This window comes from Streptomyces africanus, from assembly GCF_030816955.1.
Lineage (GTDB): Bacteria > Actinomycetota > Actinomycetes > Streptomycetales > Streptomycetaceae > Streptomyces > Streptomyces africanus.
Genome location: NZ_JAUSYP010000001.1, coordinates 131,889 through 149,613, shown reverse-complemented (window position 1 = coordinate 149,613; position 17,725 = coordinate 131,889). Strand labels below are relative to the sequence as shown.

Genomic DNA, 17,725 nt, shown 5'->3' with positions numbered 1-17,725 from the left:
GCCTTCACGTGTCTCCGGCCGGGGCGGGTCGTCCCGCGTCCGTACCGGGGAAGGGCACCGGGCTGGTGGCTTGATGCAGCCCTTGCACAGGTATTGACATGCCGTTCAAGGCGGACGTAACTTCCCTGCCACAAGGAAGTAACGCGCGTTATTAAAGCGCGAAACCGGAGGCGTTGTCTCGCCTCCGGCTGGCCGAAAGGGACTGGCAGTGGCCACGAACAAGACGCATCGCGTGACCATGAGCGATGTGGCCCGCCATGCGGGTGTCTCGCGGACCACGGTCTCCTTCGTCCTCAACGACAAGCCCGGCGCCGCCATCCCCGAGGAGACCCGTCGGCGGATCCTGGAGGCGATCGACGAGCTCGGCTACCGGCCCAACGCCGGGGCGCGAGCGCTGGCCGCGAACCGCAGCGGGTGGTTCGGGCTGATCACCGAGATCGTGACCGGCCCGTTCGCGGGCGAGGTGATCACGGGCGCGCAGAGCCGCGCCTGGGGTGACCGGAGGTTCCTGCTGATCGCCGCGAGCGAGGGCGACCCCGCCCAAGAGGCCGCCGCGCTCGACCAGATGCTGGAGCACCGGGTGGAAGGGCTGCTGTACGCCACGACCTGGCACCGCGCCGTCACGCTCCCCAAGGCCGCCCGCGAGGTGCCGACGGTGCTCGTCAACTGCTACGACGCGGACGGGGAGCTGCCGTGCATCCTGCCCGACGAGGTGTCGGGCGGATACAAGGCGACCCGCCGGCTCCTGGACGCCGGTCACACCCGCATCGGGTTCATCAACCTCGACCCGGCGATCCCGGCCGCCATCGGCAGGCGCGAAGGGTACGAACGTGCCCTGCGCGAGGCCGGGATCACCCCCGACCCCTCCCTCGTCGTCCCCGGCTGGGCGACCGCCGACAGCGCCTACACCGCCGCCTGCGAACTGCTGGACCGCCCGGCCGGCGACCGGCCGACCGCGCTGTTCTGCGGAAACGACCGGATGGCGATGGGCGCGTACGACGCGATCAAGGAACGGGGGCTGCGCATCCCGCACGACGTGGCCGTGGTGGGGTTCGACAACCAGGAACTCATCGCCGCCTATCTGCGGCCGAAGCTGACGACGCTCGCCCTGCCTTTCGAGGCCATGGGCACCAAGGGCATCGACATGCTCGCCGCTCTCGCAGCGGGGCAGCCGCTCGACACCCCTCAGGTGACGATCGACTGCCCGCTGCTCGAACGCTCGTCGGTCTGACCGCTAATCAGTCCGCCGAGGAATCCCATCCCGTCTTCGCCCTGTGTGTTGAAGAGAGGAAAAGAGTCTCCATTATGGCATCCTCCCGCATACCTTCACGGCGGCCCCGAGCCGTCCTGAGAGCGGTCACCGCGACCGCCGCCGCGGCCCTGGTCCTGTCCGCCTGTACGGGTGGCTCGGGCGCCTCCGGCACCGGTGACACCTCCGGCAACCAGCTGCTCACGATCCCGCGCGAGGATCTGGCGACGTTCACGCGCAATTTCAACCCGCTCTCCCCGCAGGCCGCCCCCATGACCCTCCAGGCGATCTACGAGCCGCTGGCGGTGCACAGCATGGCGGACGCCAAGGACACGCCCTGGCTGGCCACCAAGTGGGAGCAGGCCAAGGACGGCAAGTCCCTCACCTTCACGCTGCGCGACGGCGTCAAGTGGTCGGACGGCCAGGCGCTCACCGCCGACGACGTCGTCTACACCTTCGAGCTCCAGAAGAAGGTGCTGGGTGGCTTCGACTACCTGGACAAGGTCACCGCGGTCGACGCCCACACGGTGAAGTTCTCCTTCAACAAGGCGTTCTCACCCGCCTTCTACGAGATCAGCGGCCACTACATCCTGCCGAAGCACATCTGGTCCAAGGTGAAGGACCCGGCGAAGTTCACCAACCCGAACCCGGTCGGCACCGGCCCGTACACCAAGATCGAGAAGTTCCAGAGCCAGTCCTACGAGCTGCGCAAGAACCCCGACTACTGGCAGCCGGCCAAGCAGCGAATCGCCGGCATCCAGATGCTCGCCTTCTCCGGAAACGACAGCGCCAACATCGCCTTCACCAGCGGCGAGGTGGACTGGACGCAGTCGTTCATCCCGGACATCGAGAAGTCCTTCGTCGCCAAGGACAAGAAGCACAACCACTACTGGTTCCCGGCCACCGGCGCCATGATCAACTGGCAGCTGAACACCACCAAGGCCCCCTTCAACGACCCGGCCGTGCGCAAGGCGCTCAGCATGGCCGTCGACCGCGACCAGATCACCAAGGTCGCCATGAACGGCTACGCCGAACCCGCCGACTGCACCGGCCTGGCCCGCACCTACGACAAGTGGCGCGACACGTCGCTGGCCGCCTCCTGCACCTGGACGAAGTACGACACCGACGCGGCGGCCAAGGCCCTCGACGCGGCCGGCTACAAGGAGAGCGGCGGCAAGCGGAAGCTGAAGAACGGCAAGAACTTCACCCTCGACATCTCCGTCGGCTCCGCCTCCTCCGACTGGATCTCGGTCGCCAACATCATCAAGCAGGACCTGGCGAAGGTCGGCATCACCGCCACCGTGAAGACACCCGACTGGTCGGCCGTCCAGTCGTCGTACAACACCGGCACCTTCGACACCGGCATTGTCTGGAGCAACAACGGCGCCACCCCGTACGAGTACTTCCGCGGCGTGATGTCGACCAAGATGGTGCAGCCGGTCGGCAAGCAGGCCACGGAGAACTACCACCGCTTCGGCGACAAGAAGGCCGACAAGCTCATCGACGCCTTCGCCGCCGCAGCGGACGACAAGACACAGCGCGAGCAGATGAACGGCCTGCAGGAGCTGTACAACGAGGACGCGCCCGTCGTCCCGCTGTTCACCGGCCCCGAGTGGGGCGCGTACACGGACGCCCGCTTCACCGGCTGGCCCACCGAGAAGAACCCGTACGCCACCCTCGGCAACCGCAACGGCAGCACGATCCTCGTGCTCACCTCGCTCAAGCCCGTCAAGGGCTGACGCCCCCGCGGACCGGCGGCCGCCCTCCTCCCCGGACGGCCGCCCCCGCGCACCGAGCCACACGTTCACCCCCCACTGACAGGGAGCACGACCCGTGCGTCTGATCCTGCGCAACCTGGGGTTCTATCTGCTCGCCTTCTGGGCCTCCATCACCCTGAACTTCGTTCTCCCGCGCTTCATGCCGGGCGACCCGGTCTCGCGCATGTTCGCGCAGGCCCAGGGCACCATGCAGCCCGACCAGATAGCCCAGCTGCGGAAACTCTTCGGCCTGGACAACCGCCCCCTCTGGGAGCAGTACGTCTCCTACGTCAAGAGCGTCTTCACCGGCGACCTCGGCATCTCCATCAGCCGCTTCCCCACCCCGGTCTCCGACGTGATCGGCTCGCAGATCGGCTGGACCCTGCTCCTCGGCGGCATCGCGCTCGTCATCGCCGCCGTCCTCGGCAACCTGCTCGGCATCGTCGCCGCCTGGCGGCGCGGCGGAGTCCTCGACTCCGCCTTCCCGCCCCTGCTGATCTTCGTCGGCTCGTTCCCCTACTTCTGGCTGGCCATGGGCGCGCTGTACCTGTTCGGGGTGAGCCTCGGCTGGTTCCCCATGCGGCACGCCTACGACGTCGGTCTGACCCCCGGCTTCAACGGCGAGTTCCTCTCGAACGTCGCCACCCACCTGGTGCTGCCCGCGCTGACCATCGTGCTGGTCTCCATCGGCGGCTGGATGCTCGGCATGCGCAACACCATGATCGCCACGGCGGCCGAGGACTACATCACCATGGCCGAGGCGAAGGGGCTCAGCCCGTCGCGGATCATGTTCCGCTACGCCGCCCGCAACGCGCTGCTGCCGTCCGTCACCAACTTCGGCATGGCACTCGGCTTCGTCGTCGGCGGTGCCCTGCTCACCGAGGTCGTGTTCGCCTACCCCGGCATCGGCTACCAGCTGCTGATGGCCGTCCAGGGCCTGGACTACCCGCTGATGCAGGGCATCTTCCTGACCATCACGGCGGCGGTGCTGCTCGCGAACTTCCTCGTCGACCTCGTCTACGTCCGCCTCGACCCGCGCGTCCGCGTCCGCTGAGGAGGCTGCCGACATGACCGCCATAGAAATCGCGACGGCCACCACGCCGACAGCCCCCGCGCGCCCTTCCCGCCGGCGCGGACTGCTGCGCCAGCTCATCGACAGCAAGAAGGCGTTGACCGGGCTGATCCTGCTCGCTCTCTTCGCGCTGCTGGCCCTGCTCGCGCCCGTCCTGGCACCGGGCGACCCGTCGCTCATCAACTCCACGGGCAGCCAGGCTCCCTCGGCCGCGCACTGGCTCGGTACGACCGCCAAGGGACAAGACGTGCTCGCCCTCACTCTGTGGGGTGCGCGCAGTTCCCTCTTCGTCGGGTTCACCGTGGGGCTCGTGGCGACCGCGGTCGCCATCGTCGTCGGTCTCGCGGCCGCGTACTTCGGCCGCGTCGTCGACGACGCGCTGACCCTGGTCACCAACATCTTCCTGCTACTGCCCGGCCTCCCGCTGCTCATCATCCTGGCCGCGTTCCTGCCGCCCGGTACCTCCACCGTGATCCTGGTCCTCGTCGTCACCGGCTGGGCGGGCTCGGCCCGGGTCCTGCGCGCGCAGGCCAAGTCGATCCGCGGCAAGGACTTCGTGGCCGCCGCCGTCGTCACCGGAGAACGACCCTTGCGGATCATGTTCCGCGAGATCCTGCCCAACATGGCGTCCGTCGTGATGACCACGCTTCTCGGCTGCGTGATCTTCGGCATCGGCGCCCAGGCCGGCCTGGAGTTTCTCGGCCTCGGCGACAGCAGCGTCGTCAGCTGGGGCACCAACCTGTACTGGGCCAGCAACGACGGCGCGCTGATGACCGGAGCGTGGTGGGCCTTCGTCCCCTCCGGACTGTGCATCGCCCTCGTCGCCTTCGCGCTCGCGCTGGTCAACTACGCGGTCGACGAGATCACCAACCCGAGGCTGCGCAACCGCCGTGCCCGCCGTGAGAGGAGGGGCTGAGCCATGGAACCCGTACTTGAGGTGAACGGCCTGCGCGTCGAATACCGCAGCGACGGACGATCAGTCGTGGGCGCCGACGACGTCTCCTTCTCCATCGGCGCCGGAGAGATCTTCGGCCTCGCCGGAGAGTCCGGCTGCGGCAAGTCGACCATCGCCAACGCGGTGATGCGGCTGCTGAAGCCCCCGGCGGACATCACTGCGGGCAGCATCCGCTTCCAGGGCAGGGACGTCCTCGCCCTGGACGCACGGGAGCTGCGCGCCTTCCGGTGGCGGGAGATCGCCATGGTCTTCCAGTCGGCGATGAACTCGCTCAACCCCGTCCTGACCGTCGGCGAGCAGATCGTCGACATCTTCACCACCCACGAGAAGATGAAGAAGCGGGTCGCGCGGGAGCGGGCCGGCGAGCTGCTGGAGCTGGTCGGCATCGACCCGGGAAGGCTGAAGGCGTACCCGCACCAGCTGTCCGGCGGTATGCGCCAGCGCGTGGTCATCGCTATGGCCGTGGCCCTGAAGCCAAGGCTGCTGATCATGGACGAGCCGACCACCGCGCTCGACGTGGTCGTGCAGCAGGAGATCATGGCGCAGATCCGCGACCTCCAGCGGGAGCTGGGCTTCTCCGTCCTCTTCATCACCCACGACATGTCCCTGATGGTCGAGCTGTCGGACCGCATGGGCGTGATGTACGGCGGACGGATCGTCGAACTCGCCGATGCCAAGGACCTGTTCGCGGGGCCGCTCCACCCCTACACCGAGGCGCTGATGAACGCCTTCCCGCCGCTGACCGGCCCGCGCCAAGAGCTCACCGGCCTCTTCGACGCTCCGCGCACCGCCGACAGCTGCGGCTTCCACGTCCGCTGTCCCGAGGACCGCTCGGACTGCTCCATGAACATCCCCGACCTGCGCGAGATCGCCCCCGGCCGCTGGGTGGCCCGCAGTGCGGCCCGCAGTCCGGAAGGAGCCTCCCGATGACCGAACCCCTGCTGTCCGTACGCGGCCTGACCAAGGACTTCCAGGTCGGTACCGTCTTCTCACGGCGCCGTGTCCGTGCCGTCGGCGACGCGTCCTTCGACCTCCGGGCCGGCCGGATCACCGCCCTGGTCGGCGAGTCCGGCAGTGGCAAGTCGACCATCGCCCGCTGCCTCGCCCGCCTCGAACAGCCCACGTCAGGCGAGGTGTTGCTGGACGGCGAGGACATCCTGCGCACCGAGCGGCGCCGGGCGTCACGGGCGTACCGCCGCAAGGTCCAGATGGTCTTCCAGGACCCCTTCGGCTCACTCAACCCCGTCCACCGCATCGAGCACTTCCTCACCCGGGCCCTCGTCCTGCACGGCCACCCCGCCACCGGCGAGGCCCTCCGCGACCTGATGGCGACGGTCGGCCTGACCGAGGACATGCTCCAGTCCTACCCGCACGAACTCTCCGGCGGCCAGCGTCAGCGCGTCTCCATCGCTCGCGCGCTGGCGGTGGAGCCGCGCCTCATCCTGGCCGACGAACCGACGTCGATGCTGGACGTCTCCGTGCGCGTCGGCGTGCTCAACCTGATGCGGCGCCTGCGCGAAGAGCGGAACATCGCCATGCTCTACATCACCCACGACCTGGGCTCCGCCCGCTACCTCGCGGACACCACGATGGTCATGTTCGCCGGCGAACTCGTCGAGGGCGGCGACGCACTGGCCGTCATGGACGCCCCCGCCCACCCCTACACCCGCCTGCTGCTGTCCGCCGTACCCGACCCCGAACGGGCCGGCAGCTACGACCCCGTCGAGCGCGCCAGGCTCCGCGAGGCGATCCTCAACCCCACGTCCTGCCCCTACGGCGACGACGGCACGTGCAGCCACACCGAACCCGTCCGCCACATCGTCGGCGAAGACGACGGACAGCCCCACTGGGTGCGCTGCCACCTGCGCGCACCCGCCTCCGACATCGCCCGCCGCGTCCTCAAGGCCACCGACCGGCCGGACGACGAGGCCACCGACGCCACCGAGAAAGCGGAGACCACCGCCGCATGACCCACGACCTCACCCTCCCCTCCGGCAGCCACACCGCCGAGGGGCTGGCCGAACGCGCCCTGCGCGACCCCCACCGCCCCCGCTTCCACTTCACCTCGCCCGGCGGCTGGCTCAACGACCCCAACGGGCTGAGTCACTGGAACGGCGTCTACCACCTCTTCTACCAGTACAACCCGCTCGCCGCCGCCCACCACCGCATCCACTGGGGCCACGCCACCAGCCCCGACCTCGTCCACTGGACCGACGAACCGGTCGCCCTCGTCCCCGGCACCACCGGCCCCGACCGCGACGGCTGCTGGTCCGGCGTCCTCGTCGACGACGGGGGAGTGCCCACGCTCGTCTATTCGGGCAGGCACGGCGAGCATGAACTCCCGTGCGTGGCCAGGGGATCGGCGGATCTGAGGTACTGGACCAAGGACCCGGCCAACCCGGTCATCACCGCCCCGCCCGAGGGCATCGACATCACGGCCTTCCGCGACCACTGCGTCTGGCGGGAGGGCGAGGTGTGGCGCCAGTTGGTGGGCTCCGGAATCCGGGGCGTCGGCGGAACGGCTTTTCTGTACGAATCCGACGACCTGCGCAGCTGGCGCTACGTCGGCCCCCTGCTGACCGGCGACGCCTCGCAGAATCGGGGCGAACTCGACTGGACCGGCACGATGTGGGAGTGCGTCGACCTCTTCCGGCTCGGCGAGGACGAGGAGGTCGGCAGCACCGACGTGCTGGTCTTCTCCGCCTGGGATGAGGGCACCACCCACCACCCCCTGTACTGGACCGGCCGCTACCAGGGCGACACCTTCAACCCGACTGCCCTCCACCGACTCGACTACGGCGGCCGCTACTTCTACGCCCCCCAGTCCACCCGCGACGAGCACGGCCGCCGCATCATGTTCGGCTGGCTCCAAGAAGGCCGGACGGACGAGGCGAACGCGCAGGCCGGCTGGTGCGGCGTGATGTCCCTGCCGAGGGCCGTCACGCTCGCCACCGACGGCGGCCTGCACCAGACCCCGGTGCCGGAGCTGACCGGGCTGCGGCGGGAGCGCGTAGAGGTGGCTCCGGGCCGGCTGGCCGACCCGTACACCCCGCTGCCCGCCGTGCGCGGGGACCAGCTGGACATCGAGACCACCCTGCGTCTCGCTCCCGGAGCGACCGCCCGGCTCGTGCTCCGCGAGACACCGGACGGCGCGGAACGCACGGTCGTGGAGGTGAGCAGGGCGCCCGACGGAGCGAGCGGCACGCTCCGCCTGCGCCGCGAGACCAGCAGCCTCGACCCGACGGTCGACACCGAACTCCGGCATGGCGCACTGCCGTTGGTCCCCGACGGCCGGGTCGACCTGCGCGTCCTCGTCGACCACTCCGCACTGGAGATCTTCGCCAACGGGCGTGCCCTGACCGCCCGCATCTACCCCACCCGCCCGGACGAGGCCGTGGGCGTCGGTATCGGTGCCGACGGCGACGCGGCCCTGGAACGGTTCGACGCCTGGCAGATGGCGTCGGCCTTCACCGACGGACCCCGGCCGCTGTGGCCGTGACGGTCTTACACACGACCACGGCCCGCGGGGTGGACGTCACCCCGGGCGGTGGCCCACCGTCCCCTGCTCTCCTCAGGAGCTGCCATGAGCGTGTCCCGCCGTACCCTCCTGCTCGCCGGAGGAACCGCCGCCACCCTGCTGCCTCTCGGAGGCATCCTCCCCGCAGCACAGGCCGCCACCCCGAGCGCCGCCGGAGCGACCCCCGCCGTCACCCCGATTCCCGACCCCATCCCCGTCACCGGCACCTGGACCCGCACCTCCGACGGCGGCCAGAAGGCGGCCGCCGGCCGTCGCGGGCCCGCCGTCGCCCTGTCCGAACAGCAACTCGCGGCCAAGGGCACGTACGCGGCCCGCGTCACGCCCCAATCCTCTTCAGCCGTAGGCGCGTTGGTGTTCCGGGCAGCCCTGGACGGCTCGACCGGATACGCGGTCGCCCTCGACCCCGGCCGCTCCCGCATACGGCTCTACGACCTGGCCGGCGGCGACACACTCGCCACCGCTCCACTTCCGGGTGCGCGGGCCGGACATCCCTATGACCTAGAAGTGGCAGTCGACGGACCCGAGCTGACGGTGCATGTCGACGGCAAGCGGCTCCTCCACACCGAGGACCACCGCCACGACACCGGCTCGGTGGGCCTGCTCGCCCAGGACGGCACGGTCACCTTCGGCCCGCCCTCCCTCTCCTCGGTCACCACCAACCTCACCGGCTGGACCACCAGAGGCGGCACCTGGACGCCGAGTCCGCTGGGCTGGCGCTCCGCCCCAACCCAGGGAGCCACCGCCCGCGCCATCACCACGACCAAGGCGTACGACACCGCGCTCCAGGCCGACCTGCTCCTGCACGACGCTTCCGCCATCGCCTCACTGCTGGTGCGCACCGACGCCACGGCCACCCACGGCTACGGTGTCCAAGTAGACGCGGACCAGGGCAGGCTGAGGCTCTACCGCATCGACGGCAACGTCACCCTCGGCACCTACGCGACCACCATCAAGGCCGGTACGGTCTACCGCCTGCGCGTCGAAGCCGAACACGACGAACTGCGCGTGCACTGGCAGACCAACTTCCTCTCACCCGACGGCTACAGCCCCGTCATCACCGCCCAGGACTCCACCCACACGAAGGGCCGACTCGCCGTCACGGCATCGGCCGGCGCGGTGTCCTTCGAGAACATCGCCGCGGCCGACCTCGCCACCGGTCTCCAGGGCTGGACGGCCCGCTCCGGCACCTGGACCCCCGACCTGCGCGGCATCCGCGGCGAGAACGGCCTGCGCACGGCCCCCTTCACCGACGGCGACCTGGTGGCGAGAGCCGACATCACACCCGCCGGCACCTCATCCTCGGCCGGCCTCCTCCTGCGTGCGTCCACGAACGGCTCCGGCGGCTACGAAGCCCGGCTGGAAGCCGGCCGCAACGCCGTCGTCCTGCTGGACCACTCCTCCGGCGCCCGCCTCGCCTCCGCCTCCGGCCCGGTCCGGCGCATCGCGTCCGGCGGCACCTATCGCGTCGAGGCCCGCGCGACGGGCAGGACGATCGAGGTGTACGTGGACGGCGTACGGGCGCTGAAAACTCGCGTGTCCCGCACCACGGGCGCCACCGTCGGCACCACGGCCGCACACGGGACGTCGTACTTCCAGAACGTCGAGGTCACCGGCACCGCCGACTACTTCACCGAGCCGTACCGCCCCATGTACCACTACTCCCAGCTCACCGGCTCCACCAGCGACCCCAACGGCCTGGTCCACTACGACGGCGAATACCACCTCTTCCACCAGGACGAGGGCCGCTGGGCGCACGCGGTCAGCACCGACCTCGTCCACTGGCAGGCCCTGCCGATCGCCCTGCCCTGGAACGAGTACGGCAACTGCTGGTCGGGCTCGGCGATCGTCGACGCGGACGACACCTCCGGCCTCTTCGACGGCGGATCGGGCCTGATCGCGTACTACACGAGCTACCACCCGGACAAGCCAGGCGGAAACGCCGGCGTGCGCATCGCCTACAGCAAGGACAAGGGCCGCTCCTGGCAATGGCACGGCGGCTCGAGTCCGGCCGTGCAGAACCCGGGGGGCCCCGACGCCGGCTGGACCTTCCGCGACCCGAAGGTGATCCGCGACGAGGCCCACGACCAGTGGCTGATGGTCGTCTCCGGCGGCGACCACATCCGCTTCTTCACCTCCACCGATCTCCTCACCTGGACCCAGGTGAGCTCCTTCGGCTACGGCGACTGGGCAACGCCCGGCGTCTGGGAGTGCCCCGACTTCTTCCCGCTGCCGGTCGACGGCGACAAGGACAAGGTGAAGTGGGTCCTCACCCTGAGCACCGGCGCCGTACGCGCCACGAACGGCTCGGCCGCCCAGTACTTCACGGGTGAGTGGAACGGCACCGGTTTCACTCCCGACCAGAAGGCCGGCACGGTCCTGCGCGCCGACTCCGGCCGTGACTACTACGCCGCCATGTCCTTCTACGGCCTGCCCGACGACCGCCGCGTCTGGCTCGGCTGGATGAGCAACTGGGACTACCCCTTCAGCGCCCCGACCGGCGCTTGGAACGGCCAGCTGAGCATCCCCCGAGAACTGACCCTCACGGACACCGCCGACGGGGTGCGCCTGGCGCAGTGCCCGGTCCAGGAGCTGGTCACACTGCGCACGTCCACCACGACCCGCAAGGACCTCGCCGTCGGCCCCGCCTCCGCGAACCCGCTCGCGGGCGTCACCGGCATCGCCTACGAGATCGAGGCCGAGATCACCCTTGGCACCGCCACGGAGATCGGCTTCCGGCTCCGGACCGACGACGACCAGCACACGGCAGTCGGATACGACGCCGAGGCGCAGGAGCTGTTCGTGGACCGCTCGGCATCGGGTCTGAGCGACTTCACGCAGTACTTCGCGGGCCGCACCACCGCGCCGATGAAGACGACCGGCGGCCGCGTGACCCTGCGCGTGTTCGTCGACTCGTCATCGGTCGAGGCATTCGGCGCGGACGGACAGGCCGCCGTGACCAGCCTGATCTTCCCCAGCCCGGACGCCGAGGGCATGGCCTTCTACGCCAAGGGCGGCACCGCACATGTCGAATCTCTCAAGGTACACAGGCTGGACAGCACCTTCCGCCTGGTGGACCGGATGAAGCCGCTGGTGGCCGCCCCGACCGGCGGTGAATTCCGCTCGGACCTCGGCAAGTTGACGATCACCCCCGCCGGCCGCTGGTCGACGGAGAGCGCGGGCCGCGCCGCAAGCTTCGACAAGGACTCCAACGCGATCTCGGCCCGCACGGCGACGGACTTGGACCTCACCACCCTGGTCCGGCTCGGCGGCCCCGACCCGGACACGGGCGGCGCCCTCTCCCTCCTCTGGCGCGCCTCCTCCGACGGCACCGATGCCTACTGCCTCAACATCGACCCCGACCTACGCATGATCCGCCTGGTCGCCAAGGCCAACGGCTTCTTCGACGACAGCGCCGCCCTCGCCCGCGTCCCGGCCCTGCTCCGCCGCGGCACGACCTACCCCGTCCGCATCCTCACAGAGGGCGACCGCATCCAGGTGTTCCTCAACGGCACACGGATCATCGACGTGACGGACACGACGTACACGAGCGGACACATCGGCCTCAACGTGTTCGGAGGGAGGGCGGCATACCAGGGCACGTACGCGAAGGAGCTGTGACCGCCGGTCATGCCGACAAGCAACCGATCGAGACTCCCGTTCGACGCACAACCCTCAAGATCGGAACGACAACAGCTACTCAGCCCGCAGCCGGGGATCCACGACCTGGACCCCCTGCTGGCGCGGGTCCGCTCAGCGGGGCTGGCGGTGACCTACCGGAGCGTGGGCGATCTCGACACATTGGGCAGCGGCGTTCAGCTCACCGTGTACCGCATCGTCCAGGAAGCCCTGACCAACACGCTCAAGCACGCCGGCACGGGCACCGCCGCCGAGGTCACCGTCACCGCCGACGCGGGCACCGTCCGCATCCGGGTCACGGACACCGGAACACCGCCTGGGACGCCCGTGCTGGCGGAGCCGGAACCGCGGACCGGCGACACCGGACACGGCCTGATCGGCATCCGCCAGCGGGCCGCCATGTACGGCGGAGACGTCACCATCGGACCCCGCGACACCGGCCACGGCTGGATCGTGGACATCGTGCTCGACGTGCCTGCCGCACCCACCCCGTCGGCATCAGGAGAACACCTGCAGTGACCACGGTACTGATCGCCGACGACCAGCCCCTGCAGCGCATGGGCTTCCGCATGCTCATCGAGGGCACTCCCGGCCTCACCCCGGTCGGCGAGGCCGAACACGGCGCCGAGGCGGTCCGCCTGGCCGCCGAACTGCGACCCGACGTCGTCCTCATGGACATCCGCATGCCCGGCATGGACGGCATCGAAGCGACCCGCCGCATCACCGCCACTGGCGGCCGCACCCGCGTACTCATCGTGACCACCTTCCATCTCGACGAGTACGCCTACGACGGCCTGCGGGCCGGAGCCAGCGACTTCCTGCTCAAGGACGCCCGGCCCGAGGAACTCGTGGCGGGCATCCGGGCCGTCGCGAGCGGCGACGCCATCGTGGCCCCGAGCCTGACCCGGCGTCTGCTGGACGCCTACGCCCACCAGGTCCTCGCCCGAGCTGGCGCCCCCGCGCCCGCCGACCCCCGGCTCAAGACGCTCAGCGACCGCGAACGCGAGGTCCTGGTCACCATCGGCCGGGGCTGGACGAACGCGGAGATCGCCGAACGACTCCACCTCACCGAGTCCACGGTGAAGCTGCACTCGGCCGCCCGAAGAGCACGGTCGCGCACCACGTGAGCGGAGTGGGCCGGAGAGGCCACCCCGGCCTGGCAACCGCCACGACTGCTGGGCCTGGGGGGGGGAATCCGGAGCGAAGGACGCCGTCGACGCCAGTACTGCTGGCCGGAGGCGGGGTGCCGTCAGGCCCTCACCGACTGGGGTATCGCGCCTGGCGTCGTCCCGGCCGCGCGCGAAGCCTCCCGCGCGGTCGTAGGTGACCCTCCGGCCGGTGCGCAGTACCGGCACATGGTTCGGTGCTGTGGTCCCGAGCGGCTGACGGCCGTAAGTGCTCTGCACCGCAGCCCGATGATGGCCCACTCGCGGCGAGTGGCCTGGCTGACGACGTCGCCCCATTCGGTGACAAGCCGGGAGAACGACGGGAAGTCCTGGATCCAGCCGATGGGTTCGGTGAGGTGGCGGTCGAAGGGCTCGCGGAGTGAGCCCAGGTGCGGCTCGACCTGCCCCCAGTGGCGATGCAGCGCCGCCACCTTCTCCGACAGCAGCCAGAGCATGACATCGAGTCGAGAGGTCCAGTCACAGGTGTCCGGCTCGACGGTCGGGGAGAAGCCTGAAGTCTGGGACGCGTAGGTGGAGCCGTCCCAGAACAGCGGGGGCGCTGAACTGGTCGAGAGCGTTGACCGACGCCGCGGCTCGCGTCGGGACCCGCGACCGCCTGCGCGGCCTCCGACACGACCATGCGGACGAGGTCACCAGCCTCAGCGCGCACGACCCGTGGGAGCTTTCCCGACACGCCGCCCCGGGCACGTCACCTGAGGCGTGAAGCGCCGAGCCAAAGAAGAACAGCGCCATTCCTGCCCGATTCCGGGCAGGATTGTAGATCTTTCGGGACTCCGGGCCTAGGGTGATCAGTCATGATCACCCTGGATGCCATAGGAGCTTTCACGCTGATAGTGGGACTCCTCACCCTCACTCCTGGACTGGATACCGCACTCATCCTGCGCACCGCGGCGTTCGGGCACCACCGTCGCGCCTGGGGTGTGGTCCTCGGCATTCAGAGCGGCACGTTGGTGTGGGGCACGCTCGCCTCGCTCGGTGTGACCGCGCTGCTGACCACGTCTCACCTCGCCTACCAGACCCTTCGTTGGGCCGGAGCCGCGTACCTGGTGTGGATGGGCGGCGTGATGCTGCGGGCCACGTGGCGCCGCTCATCGAGCGAGAGCCCGCAGGCGGCAGGGGCCAGGGCCAGGGCCAGGACCGAGGCCCGGACAGGCGCCGGTGACACCCTGCTCGGCGGCTGGCGGCAAGGGACTGCGACCAATCTCCTCAATCCGAAGATGGGCGCCTTCTACGTCGCGGTTCTCCCGAACTTCATCCCCGCCGGGACCTCGCACCTCGGTGCGGGCGTGCTCCTGGCCGGCGTGCACATCCTCCTGGCTGTCGCCTGGGCCTGCGCGCTGATCGCCTTCGCGCGCGTGCTGCGCGACCGCCTGCGCCGGCCCTCGGCCCGCCGCTGCCTCGACCGCATCACCGGCACGGTCATCGCCGCTTTCGGCATCAGGCTCGCGCTCGGACAGTGAGCCGCGCGATCCACGCATCCTCCCGAGCGAAAGGACATCTGCATGCGCCCGCTCCCCACCAGCGCCGAGGCCGTGGTCTTCGACTGCGACGGCCTGCTGGTCGACACCGAAGCCTGCTGGAGCGTCGCGGAATCGGCCATCTTCGCGGCACACGGCCATCCCTTCGGTCCCGAACAGAAGGCGCTGGTCATCGGCCGTACCGTGGAGGCCGCCGGAGAGGCCATGGCGCACTACCTCGGGCGTCCCCGCGCCGGCGCCGAACTCGCCGCCGAACTCCTCGAAAGGGTCCGCCAAGAGCTGTCCCGAGGTGCCGCGGCCCTCCCCGGGGCGGTGGAGCTGGTGCGCGCCTGCCGGGCGGCCGTACCCATCGCCGTGGCCAGCAACAGCCCCCGGGAAGTGCTGGACGCGGCACTGGGGTCGGCCGGTCTCGTCGACTACTTCACGTACTCCTTCGCCGCCGACGAAGTGCGCTCCCCCAAGCCCGCACCAGAGCTCTACCTCACGGCATGCGAGGCACTCGGCACGAATCCCCAACGCTCGGTCGCCTTCGAGGACTCGGCCACGGGCGTCGCCTCGGCGCGTGCTGCCGGGCTCTACGTCGCGGTGGTGCCGTCACTTCCCGGAGCCGACTTCGACCACGACTGGCGGGGGACCAGCCTACTCGAACCCGAATTGCTGGCCTGGGCCGGAGGACTGCGAGACGGCGCGGCCCGCTGATCCACTCATCCTGGCGCACACGGGCAGGTAGCTGCGGCAAGTCGGCGAACCGGCTTACGCCGTTCCGTTCCGTCCGGCGGGCCGACGTGACAGGGGGCACGGCCCCACTCCCGTTCTGCCTGACGACCGCGCCGCAATCGTCCCAACTACAGGCGAGGCGATCTTCCGGTGTGACACTGCGCGCCGGTTCCTTGCGAGTGGAACGGTCGTTGTGCGGGGGCCTTCACGGCGATGTGCCGCAGGCACAAAAGGATCACCACCTCCCGGTGCTTGCCGAATCGCGTGGTGCTTAGGCGTTTTGTTCGCACCCCCGCAGCAGACATAGCAAAGACCACCGTGAACGCTCTGGTTCCGCGGGCGGCCCTCGTAGGCGTGACAGCCGGTCAGTGGCTGCCGGTGAGTTCGCCTCTGAGCTTTTCGTGGATGTGGGCGCTCGGCTCGTTCAAGCCGATGATCTCGACGCTCTTGCCGCGCTGTGCGTACTTGGTCTCGATCGCATCCAGCGCGGCGACGGAGGAGGCGTCCCAGATGTGGGCGGCGCTCAGATCGATGACGACCTTGTCGGGGTCGGTGGCGTAGTTGAACTGGCCGACGAGGTCGTTGGAAGAGGCGAAGAACAGTTCGCCGGTCACGGAGTAGACGACGCTGCTGCCATCGGGGTCGGTGACCGCCGTGACGTTCGCGAGGTGGGCGACGCGCTTGGCGAAGATGACCATGGCGGTGACGGAGCCGACGACAACGCCGATGGCCAGGTTGTCGGTGGCAACCACGCAGGCGACGGTGATGACCATCACGGCGATCTCCCCGGCGGGCATCCGCTTGAGCGTCTTCGGGGCGATGGAATGCCAGTCGAAGGTCGCGAACGACACCATGACCATCACCGCGACTAGGGCCCCCATGGGGATGTCGGAAACGACCGGCCCGAAGAGGATGCACAGCACCATCAGGAAAGAGCCCGCCAGGAACGTGGACAGGCGGGTACGGGCGCCGGACACCTTCACATTGATCATCGTTTGGCCGATCATCGCGCAGCCGCCCATGCCGCCGAAGAAACCGGTGACGATGTTGGCGATGCCCTGCCCGATCGATTCTCGCGTCTTGGAGGAGTGCGTGTCGGTGATGTCGTCGACCAGCTTGGCCGTCATCAGCGACTCCATCAGACCAACCAGCGCCATCGCAAGCGCGTAGGGAGCGATGGTGGTCAGGGTGTCCATCGTGAACGGCACATCAGGCAGGCCAGGCGCGGGGAGGGAGGAGGGCAGTTCGCCCTTGTCGCCCACGGTCGGCACCGCGATGCCGGCGGCGACTGTGATCACGGTGAGGATGACGATGGACACCAGCGGCGCCGGGATCACGGTGGTGATCTTCGGGAAGAACACCATGAGCGCCAGCCCGGCGGCGATGAGCGGATAGACGGGCCAGGGCACGTCGTGCATCTCGGGCACCTGGGCCATGAAGATCAGGATGGCGAGGGCGTTGACGAAGCCGACCATTACGCTGCGGGGCACGAAGCGCATCAGTTTGGCCACCCCGAGCGCGCCGAGGACGATCTGGAAGACGCCGGCCAGGATGACAGCGGCGACCAGGTAACCCAGCCCGTGCTCGCGGTTCAGCGGAGCGATCACCAGGGCGATGGCCCCGGTCGCGGCGGAGATCATCGCGCGGCGGCCGCCGACGATCGAGATGGTCACGGCCATGGTGAAGGACGCGAACAGGCCGATCGCCGGGTCGACCCCGGCGATGATGGAGAACGAGATCGCCTCCGGGATCAGCGCGAGCGCGACCACCAGGCCGGCCAGCACCTCGGTGCGCCAGACCTTAGGATCACGCAACCAGTCGGGCCTGAGGCCGCGCAGCCAGGCGGCGGGGGACAGTACGGAGGAAGACAAGGAAACAGCTACCTGTCGTGCTCGGGCACACCCCCGGGCAGGACGAGGCGTGCGAAAGACGGCGCGGAAGGCCAGACGGGCATCCCACGATCGGCCCGCAGACGGGCCGGAAGTCTCAGGACAGAGCCGAAGGACGCGAACGAGTGCGCGTCGGGGCTCTGGTCAGGGGCGAAGGGTCACGGCGGACAGGCGGCGGCGCCGGGCACCACGGACTCACGCACGCTTCTCTCCTGCAACCTCGAAATTCCTCGCCGGGAGCGGCATC

Annotated in this window: 14 protein-coding genes; 12 read left to right on the top strand and 2 right to left on the bottom strand. The window is 69.6% G+C overall.

Features of this window, described 5'->3' with window-relative positions; translation table 11 throughout:
- The first annotated feature begins 208 nt into the window (after window positions 1–208).
- The 10 genes from QF034_RS00930 (at window position 209) to QF034_RS00885 (ending at window position 13,334) form a co-directional block, all read left to right on the top strand.
- Window positions 209–1,231, top strand: coding sequence for a LacI family DNA-binding transcriptional regulator (locus QF034_RS00930; RefSeq protein ID WP_307173066.1), 1,023 nt, complete (start codon window positions 209–211; stop codon window positions 1,229–1,231).
- A 74-nt stretch (window positions 1,232–1,305) separates the two neighbouring features.
- On the top strand, window positions 1,306–2,988 hold the full coding sequence (locus QF034_RS00925; protein ID WP_307173065.1) for an ABC transporter substrate-binding protein: 1,683 nt from the start codon (window positions 1,306–1,308) through the stop codon (window positions 2,986–2,988).
- 94 nt (window positions 2,989–3,082) lie between these two features.
- Window positions 3,083–4,060, top strand: coding sequence for an ABC transporter permease (locus tag QF034_RS00920; RefSeq protein WP_307173064.1), 978 nt, complete (start codon window positions 3,083–3,085; stop codon window positions 4,058–4,060).
- A 13-nt stretch (window positions 4,061–4,073) separates the two neighbouring features.
- Window positions 4,074–4,994 carry an ABC transporter permease gene (locus tag QF034_RS00915; protein WP_307173063.1) on the top strand — a complete coding sequence of 307 codons (921 nt, stop codon included), beginning with the start codon at window positions 4,074–4,076 and terminating at the stop codon, window positions 4,992–4,994.
- A 3-nt stretch (window positions 4,995–4,997) separates the two neighbouring features.
- The gene (locus tag QF034_RS00910; RefSeq protein WP_307173062.1) at window positions 4,998–5,963 is read left to right on the top strand and encodes an ABC transporter ATP-binding protein; all 966 of its coding nucleotides are present in this window, start codon (window positions 4,998–5,000) and stop codon (window positions 5,961–5,963) included.
- The gene (locus QF034_RS00905; protein ID WP_307173061.1) at window positions 5,960–7,003 is read left to right on the top strand and encodes an ATP-binding cassette domain-containing protein; all 1,044 of its coding nucleotides are present in this window, start codon (window positions 5,960–5,962) and stop codon (window positions 7,001–7,003) included. The genes QF034_RS00910 and QF034_RS00905 overlap by 4 nt, the downstream gene beginning before the upstream one ends.
- Window positions 7,000–8,532, top strand: a complete 1,533-nt coding sequence (locus QF034_RS00900) for a glycoside hydrolase family 32 protein (protein WP_307173060.1) — start codon at window positions 7,000–7,002, stop codon at window positions 8,530–8,532. The genes QF034_RS00905 and QF034_RS00900 overlap by 4 nt, the downstream gene beginning before the upstream one ends.
- A gap of 84 nt (window positions 8,533–8,616) precedes the next feature.
- On the top strand, window positions 8,617–12,189 hold the full coding sequence (locus QF034_RS00895) for a glycoside hydrolase family 32 protein (RefSeq protein ID WP_307173059.1): 3,573 nt from the start codon (window positions 8,617–8,619) through the stop codon (window positions 12,187–12,189).
- Window positions 12,190–12,336: 147 nt separating this feature from the next.
- Window positions 12,337–12,726, top strand: coding sequence for a sensor histidine kinase (locus QF034_RS00890; protein ID WP_307173058.1), 390 nt, complete (start codon window positions 12,337–12,339; stop codon window positions 12,724–12,726).
- Window positions 12,723–13,334 (top strand): response regulator transcription factor, encoded by a 612-nt coding sequence (locus QF034_RS00885; protein WP_307173057.1) that lies wholly within the window; start codon window positions 12,723–12,725, stop codon window positions 13,332–13,334. Before QF034_RS00890 ends, QF034_RS00885 begins: the two co-directional genes overlap by 4 nt.
- Before the next feature lie 122 nt (window positions 13,335–13,456).
- Here the strand turns inward: QF034_RS00885 and QF034_RS00880 are convergent, their stop codons facing one another.
- A complete protein-coding gene (locus tag QF034_RS00880) occupies window positions 13,457–13,828 on the bottom strand; it encodes a hypothetical protein (RefSeq protein WP_307173056.1) in 372 nt (123 codons plus the stop codon).
- Window positions 13,829–14,188: 360 nt separating this feature from the next.
- On the opposite strand from QF034_RS00880, the gene QF034_RS00875 reads away from it, so the two are divergent.
- Window positions 14,189–14,854, top strand: a complete 666-nt coding sequence (locus QF034_RS00875) for a LysE family translocator (RefSeq protein ID WP_307173055.1) — start codon at window positions 14,189–14,191, stop codon at window positions 14,852–14,854.
- 42 nt (window positions 14,855–14,896) lie between these two features.
- Window positions 14,897–15,571: an HAD family hydrolase gene (locus tag QF034_RS00870; RefSeq protein ID WP_307173054.1), complete on the top strand. Its 675-nt coding sequence runs from the start codon at window positions 14,897–14,899 to the stop codon at window positions 15,569–15,571.
- A 383-nt stretch (window positions 15,572–15,954) separates the two neighbouring features.
- On the opposite strand, the gene QF034_RS00865 is transcribed toward QF034_RS00870, so the two are convergent.
- Window positions 15,955–17,445 carry a SulP family inorganic anion transporter gene (locus QF034_RS00865; protein WP_370880928.1) on the bottom strand — a complete coding sequence of 497 codons (1,491 nt, stop codon included), beginning with the start codon at window positions 17,443–17,445 and terminating at the stop codon, window positions 15,955–15,957.
- Between the last annotated feature and the right edge of the window lie 280 nt (window positions 17,446–17,725).

Coding starts and splice junctions, on each gene's coding strand:
- QF034_RS00925 (WP_307173065.1), top strand. CDS start 1,306: ATGGCATCCTCCCGCATACCTTCACGGCGGCCCCGAGCCGTCCTGAGA.
- QF034_RS00915 (WP_307173063.1), top strand. CDS start 4,074: ATGACCGCCATAGAAATCGCGACGGCCACCACGCCGACAGCCCCCGCG.
- QF034_RS00910 (WP_307173062.1), top strand. CDS start 4,998: ATGGAACCCGTACTTGAGGTGAACGGCCTGCGCGTCGAATACCGCAGC.
- QF034_RS00905 (WP_307173061.1), top strand. CDS start 5,960: ATGACCGAACCCCTGCTGTCCGTACGCGGCCTGACCAAGGACTTCCAG.
- QF034_RS00900 (WP_307173060.1), top strand. CDS start 7,000: ATGACCCACGACCTCACCCTCCCCTCCGGCAGCCACACCGCCGAGGGG.
- QF034_RS00895 (WP_307173059.1), top strand. CDS start 8,617: ATGAGCGTGTCCCGCCGTACCCTCCTGCTCGCCGGAGGAACCGCCGCC.
- QF034_RS00880 (WP_307173056.1), bottom strand. CDS start 13,828: ATGCTCTGGCTGCTGTCGGAGAAGGTGGCGGCGCTGCATCGCCACTGG.
- QF034_RS00875 (WP_307173055.1), top strand. CDS start 14,189: ATGATCACCCTGGATGCCATAGGAGCTTTCACGCTGATAGTGGGACTC.
- QF034_RS00870 (WP_307173054.1), top strand. CDS start 14,897: ATGCGCCCGCTCCCCACCAGCGCCGAGGCCGTGGTCTTCGACTGCGAC.